A 5,282-nucleotide genomic window follows, 5' to 3' on the forward strand; every position below is an offset into this window, starting at 1 on the left:
TCGCCTTACGGTGGAGCTGTGCGTAGATGTGATCAAGAGACAGGGGACAGGGCCGGCGGGAAAGCCGGCACAACGCGGATCGCCCGCGCGGCGGGTTCCGGACTGAGGAGAGCGGTTACCATGTTCCGACTGGACGGAAAGGCGGCGCTGGTCACGGGCGCCACGGGCGGCATCGGCGCCGCGATCGCGCGGGCGCTGCATGCCCAGGGCGCGGAGGTGGCGCTGACCGGCCGGCGCGAGAGCGAGCTCGCCGCCCTGGCCGAGGCGCTGGGCGACCGCGTGACGGTGATCCCGGCCGACCTTTCCGACCCGGAGGCGCCGGCGGCGCTGGTGGAAAAGGTCGAGGCCGAGCTCGGCGGGCTGGACATCCTGGTGAACAATGCCGGGCTGACCCGCGACGGGCTGGCCCTGCGGATGGGCGACAAGGATTGGTCGGACGTGCTGGAGGTGGACCTGACGGCGCCCTTCCGGCTGGCGCGGGCCTCGCTGCGCGGGATGATGAAGCGCCGCTCGGGGCGGATCGTCTCCATCGCCTCCATCGTCGGCGTCACCGGCAATCCGGGCCAGGCGAACTACGCCGCCGCCAAGGCCGGGCTGATCGGCATGAGCAAGTCGCTGGCCCAGGAGGTCGCCACGCGCGGCGTGACCGTGAACGTGGTCGCGCCGGGCTTCGTGAAGACCGCCATGACCGACGCGCTGAACGAGGCCCAGAAGGGCGCCATCATGGGCCGGATTCCCATGCAGAAGATGGGCGCGCCCGAGGATATCGCCGCCGCCGTGGCCTACCTGGCCTCCGACGAGGCCGGCTGGGTGACCGGCCAGACCCTGCATGTGAACGGCGGGATGGCGATGATCTGAGCTGCCCGGGCGGCGCCGTGGCGGGGAATCCGCCCGCGCCGCCCTGCCCACCCCGCCGGCCTTTTCCGATTCGGAGCGGCACGGGATGGGGCAAGGCTGCCACGCTGGCCGGGGATCGTGGCAGGGGAATGGCGTCCGGCCCTTTCTATCCCCTAGGCCACCCGAAACTTACGTGATAAGGCCCCCCGCCTGCGCCGCACCGATTGTCCCCGGTTCATTTCCGGGACAGGTTTCCGGCCGGCACGGAATTCAGGCGGGTGCCATCCCGCCACCTACAGAGAGAGCAGCCGCGCATGAGCGAAACCGCCGACAAGGTGAAGAAGATCGTTGTCGAGCACCTGGGCGTCGAGGAGTCCAAGGTGAACGAGGGCGCCTCCTTCATCGACGACCTGGGCGCCGACAGCCTCGACACCGTCGAGCTGGTGATGGCCTTCGAGGAGGCTTTCGGCGTCGAGATCCCCGACGACGCGGCCGAGAAGATCACCACCGTGGGTGACGCCATCAAGTACATCGAGGAGCACAAGACCGCCTGAGGCGGTCTGGGTTCTCCGGGGGAAGCGCAGTGCTCGGTCAGTTGAATGAGCCCCGGCGGGTGGTCGTCACCGGCATGGGGATCGCCAGCCCGCTCGGGCTGGGCGTGGAACATGTCTGGAAGCGCCTGCTCGCAGGCGAAAGCGGCATCGGCCCGATCAGTTCCTTCGACGCGAAGGACCTGCCGGCCCGCATCGCCGGCCAGGTGCCGGCCGGCACGCGCGCCGAGGGCGGCCTGGATCTGAACGAATGGATCCCGGTCAAGGACCAGAAGAAGATGGATCGCTTCATCCATCTGGCGATGGTCGCGGCTGCCGAGGCGGTCGAGGACAGCGGCTGGGTGCCGCAGACCGACGAGGACCGCTGGGGCACCGGCGTGATGATCGGCTCGGGCATCGGCGGGCTTCCCGCCATCTACGAGACCTCGCTGCTGATCAGCCAGGGCAAGGCCAAGCGGATCTCGCCCTTCTTCATCCCCTCCGCGCTGATCAACCTGGCCTCCGGCCATGTCTCGATCCGCTATGGCTTCCAGGGGCCCAACCACAGCGCGGTGACCGCCTGCGCCACGGGCGTGCATGCCCTGGGCGACGCGGCGCGTCTCATCGCGCTGGGCGATGCCGAGGTGATGGTGGCCGGCGGCACGGAAGCCGCGGTGGCCGAGATCGGCGTGGCCGGCTTCTGTGCCGCCCGTGCCCTTTCCACCGGCTTCAACGACCGTCCCACCGAGGCCTCGCGCCCCTGGGACAAGGACCGCGACGGCTTCGTCATGGGCGAGGGCGCGGGCGTCCTGGTCCTGGAGGAGCTGGAGCACGCGAAGAAGCGGGGCGCCAAGATCTATGGCGAGGTGATCGGCTACGGCATGTCCGGCGATGCCCATCACATCACCGCCCCGGCCGAGGGCCATGACGGTGCCTATCGCGCCATGAAGGCCTGCCTGCGCTCGGCTCGCATGACGCCCGGCGACATCCAGTACATCAACGCCCATGGCACCAGCACGCCGATGGGTGACGACCTGGAGCTGGAGGCGGTGGAGCGCATGTGGGGCGACGCAGCGGACCGGGTGGCGATGTCCTCCACCAAGTCGGCCATCGGCCACCTGCTCGGCGCGGCCGGCGCGGTGGAGGGGATCTTCTCGCTCCTCGCCATCCGCGACAATGTGGCCCCGCCGACGCTGAACCTGCACGAGCCCTCGAAGCCCAGCGCGATCGACCGCGTGCCGCTCGCGGCGCAGGAGCGGCGGATCGACGTGGCGCTGTCGAACTCCTTTGGCTTCGGCGGCACCAACGCCTCGATCCTGTTCCGCCGGGCGCCCTGAAGCACCACGGGACCTGACGGCCCGGCCCCTCTCCGCGAGGGACCGGGTGGCCGGACCGCGAGGACCGGCCACCGCCGCGTTACCGGCATGTATCTTTGCCGATGCGGCTCTTTTTCTCCCCGCCCCTCTCCACTAGCTTCCGGCCCATCGGCGCCGGACTGGTGCCCGTGGGCGGCCGCACAGGAACCGGACCGTCCCTCCCTCTCCCCCGAAACGAGGTTGGGCCCGCCGCTTGCGTCTCCTGCGTATCCTCCTGCTGTCGCTGCTCGTGCTGGCCCTCCTTGGCGGAGGGGCGGGCTGGTGGGCCTGGAACCGCTACCAGGCGCCCGGGCCGCTCGCCGAAGGCCGTGCCATCGTGATCCCGCCGGGCGGCACCCAGGCCATCGCGGATACGCTGCGGGACGCCGGAGCGATCGGGGACGAGCGTGGCTTTGCCATGGCCGCCTGGGCCACCCGGCAGGAGGGGCCGCTGCGGGCCGGGGAATACCTCTTCCCGGCGCATGGTTCGCTGCGCGAGGTGCTGGAGGTGCTGCGCGAGGCACGGCCGGTGCAGCGCCGCCTCACCATCCCGGAGGGGCTGAACGCCAGCCAGATCGCCGCCCTGATCAATGCCGCCGAGGGCCTGACCGGCGATGTGCCGGCCCTGGAGGAAGGGGCGGTGCTGCCGGACACCTATGCCTATCAATGGGGGGACAGCCGGGCCGGGCTGCTTCGCCGGGCGGAACGCGCCATGCGGCAGGCGCTGGCGGAGGCCTGGGAGAAGCGGGCACCGGACCTGCCCCTGGCCACGCCGCGCGAGGCGCTGATCCTGGCCAGCATCGTGGAGCGGGAAACGGGCAAGGCGGAGGAGCGGGCCAAGGTGGCGGGGGTCTTCATCAACCGCCTGCGCCGGGGCATGCCGCTGCAATCCGACCCGACCGTGGCCTATGCGGCGGCGGATGGCGGGGTGCTGGACCGCGGCCTGACCCGGGCCGACCTGGAGCGGGACCATCCGTTCAACACCTACCGCAACCGGGGGCTGACGCCGGCGCCCATCGCCTCGCCCGGCCTCGCCTCGATCCAGGCGGTGCTGCATCCGGACGATACGGATGCGCTCTACTTCGTCGCCGATGGCACGGGGGGGCATGTCTTCGCCCGGAGCCTGGAGGAGCACAACCGCAACGTGGCCCGTTGGCGGGCACTGACGCGGACGCCGCCCACCTCCCCCGCCGCGGTGCCGGGTACCGCGGCACCTTGAGAAGCGCCGCCGGATGGGACAGGTCGGATGAATAATCCGTAACCTGTCCTGGAACGCCGCGTTAGGCCGCCGTCACAGACAGGATGCGTATTTTCCATGGATGCGGAGATCATCGTCGCCCTCCTGGCCCTTACGGGCATGGAGATCGTCCTCGGGATCGACAACCTCGTCTTCATCGCCATCCTGTCGAACCGCCTGCCCGTGGACCGGCGCCGCCCGGCGCGGCTGATCGGTCTGGGGCTGGCGGTGGTGCTGCGCCTGGGCATGCTGGCCGGGGTGGGCTGGCTGATCACCCTGACGCAGCCGCTCTTCGCCGTGCTGGGACAGGAGGTCTCGGGCAAGGACCTGATCATGCTGGCCGGCGGCTTCTTCCTGATCGGCAAGGCGGTGATCGAGATCCACCACCGGGTGGACCCTGAGGCGCAGGCGGAAAGCAAGGCGGCGGGTCAGGTCATGGCGAGCTTCGGCACCACCGTGGCGCAGATCGTGATGATCGACATGGTCTTCAGCGTGGACAGCATCCTGGCCGCGGTCGGGCTGACCCAGGTGATGTGGGTGATCGTGGTGGCGATCCTGGTTTCCGTCACGGTGATGCTGCTGTCGATGGACGCGCTGTCGCGCTTCATGGAGCACAACCCGACGGTGGTGATGCTGGCCCTGGCCTTCCTGGTCATGATCGGCATGGTGCTGGTGGCCGAGGGGCTGCACTTCCACGTGCCCAAGGGCTTCGTCTATGTCGCCATGGCCTTCGCGGCGGCGGTGGAGGGGCTGAACGTCTTCGCCCGGCGTGCCCAGGGGAAGATGCCTGGGAAGTCAGCCGGGGAAGCGGCTACCCCCGCCCCTTCGCCGGAGCGGCACTGAGCCAGCGGACCGGCAACGCGCCCGCCAGGCGCGCGCCGGCATAGAGGAACCAGGGATAGGCGATCCGGCCACGGCCCCGGGCGATGCCGTCCAGGGCCTTCCGGGCCGCTTCCTCGGGCGTCATCAGTCCCGGCATGGGGAAGTCGTTGTGCGCCGTCATGGGCGTGCGGATGAAGCCCGGGCAGAGGGCATGCACCCGGACGCCGCCATGGCGCGTGGTGGCGTCCGTGGCCTCGGCCCATCGCTGCAAGGCCGCCTTGGAGGCGCAGTAGGCTGGGGCGCCCGGCGAGGCCACGAAGGCGGCGATGGAGGCCACCACCGCCACGCGCCCCCGGGTGCCGCCGGGGCCGGGCGGCTGGCCCCGCATCTGTTCCAGCGCCGGCAGGGCGGTGTTGAGCGCGCCGGCGAGGTTCACCGCGAAGATCCGGGCGACCGCCCTGTCTCTTGATCACATCTACGCACAGCTCCACCGTAAGGCGA

General features: G+C 70.5%; 5 protein-coding genes and 1 pseudogene. 5 read left to right on the forward strand and 1 reads right to left on the reverse strand.

What is annotated here, in order from left to right:
• Nucleotides 1–120 precede the first annotated feature (120 nt).
• The 5 genes from fabG (at nucleotide 121) to ROTAS13_RS18735 (ending at nucleotide 4,802) form a co-directional block, all read left to right on the forward strand.
• Nucleotides 121–858 carry a 3-oxoacyl-[acyl-carrier-protein] reductase gene (gene fabG, locus ROTAS13_RS18715; protein WP_027297153.1) on the forward strand — a complete coding sequence of 246 codons (738 nt, stop codon included), beginning with the start codon at nucleotides 121–123 and terminating at the stop codon, nucleotides 856–858.
• Nucleotides 859–1,151: 293 nt separating this feature from the next.
• Complete coding sequence (locus ROTAS13_RS18720) at nucleotides 1,152–1,391, forward strand: acyl carrier protein (RefSeq protein WP_019463379.1); 240 nt, start codon at nucleotides 1,152–1,154, stop codon at nucleotides 1,389–1,391.
• A gap of 29 nt (nucleotides 1,392–1,420) precedes the next feature.
• Nucleotides 1,421–2,704, forward strand: coding sequence for a beta-ketoacyl-ACP synthase II (fabF, locus tag ROTAS13_RS18725; RefSeq protein WP_027297154.1), 1,284 nt, complete (start codon nucleotides 1,421–1,423; stop codon nucleotides 2,702–2,704).
• A gap of 232 nt (nucleotides 2,705–2,936) precedes the next feature.
• Nucleotides 2,937–3,941: an endolytic transglycosylase MltG gene (mltG, locus tag ROTAS13_RS18730; RefSeq protein ID WP_019460681.1), complete on the forward strand. Its 1,005-nt coding sequence runs from the start codon at nucleotides 2,937–2,939 to the stop codon at nucleotides 3,939–3,941.
• A gap of 96 nt (nucleotides 3,942–4,037) precedes the next feature.
• Nucleotides 4,038–4,802, forward strand: coding sequence for a TerC family protein (locus ROTAS13_RS18735; protein ID WP_019460682.1), 765 nt, complete (start codon nucleotides 4,038–4,040; stop codon nucleotides 4,800–4,802).
• Here the strand turns inward: ROTAS13_RS18735 and ROTAS13_RS18740 are convergent.
• A pseudogene (locus ROTAS13_RS18740) lies at nucleotides 4,771–5,229 on the reverse strand (SDR family NAD(P)-dependent oxidoreductase); the annotation flags it as partial. The gene ROTAS13_RS18735 and the pseudogene ROTAS13_RS18740 sit on opposite strands and share 32 nt — an antisense overlap.
• Nucleotides 5,230–5,282: the final 53 nt, after the last annotated feature.

Source organism: Roseomonas sp. TAS13, from assembly GCF_001950415.1.
Taxonomy (GTDB): domain Bacteria; phylum Pseudomonadota; class Alphaproteobacteria; order Acetobacterales; family Acetobacteraceae; genus Roseomonas; species Roseomonas mucosa.

Coding starts and splice junctions, on each gene's coding strand:
- fabG (WP_027297153.1), top strand. CDS start 121: ATGTTCCGACTGGACGGAAAGGCGGCGCTGGTCACGGGCGCCACGGGC.
- ROTAS13_RS18735 (WP_019460682.1), top strand. CDS start 4,038: ATGGATGCGGAGATCATCGTCGCCCTCCTGGCCCTTACGGGCATGGAG.
- ROTAS13_RS18720 (WP_019463379.1), top strand. CDS start 1,152: ATGAGCGAAACCGCCGACAAGGTGAAGAAGATCGTTGTCGAGCACCTG.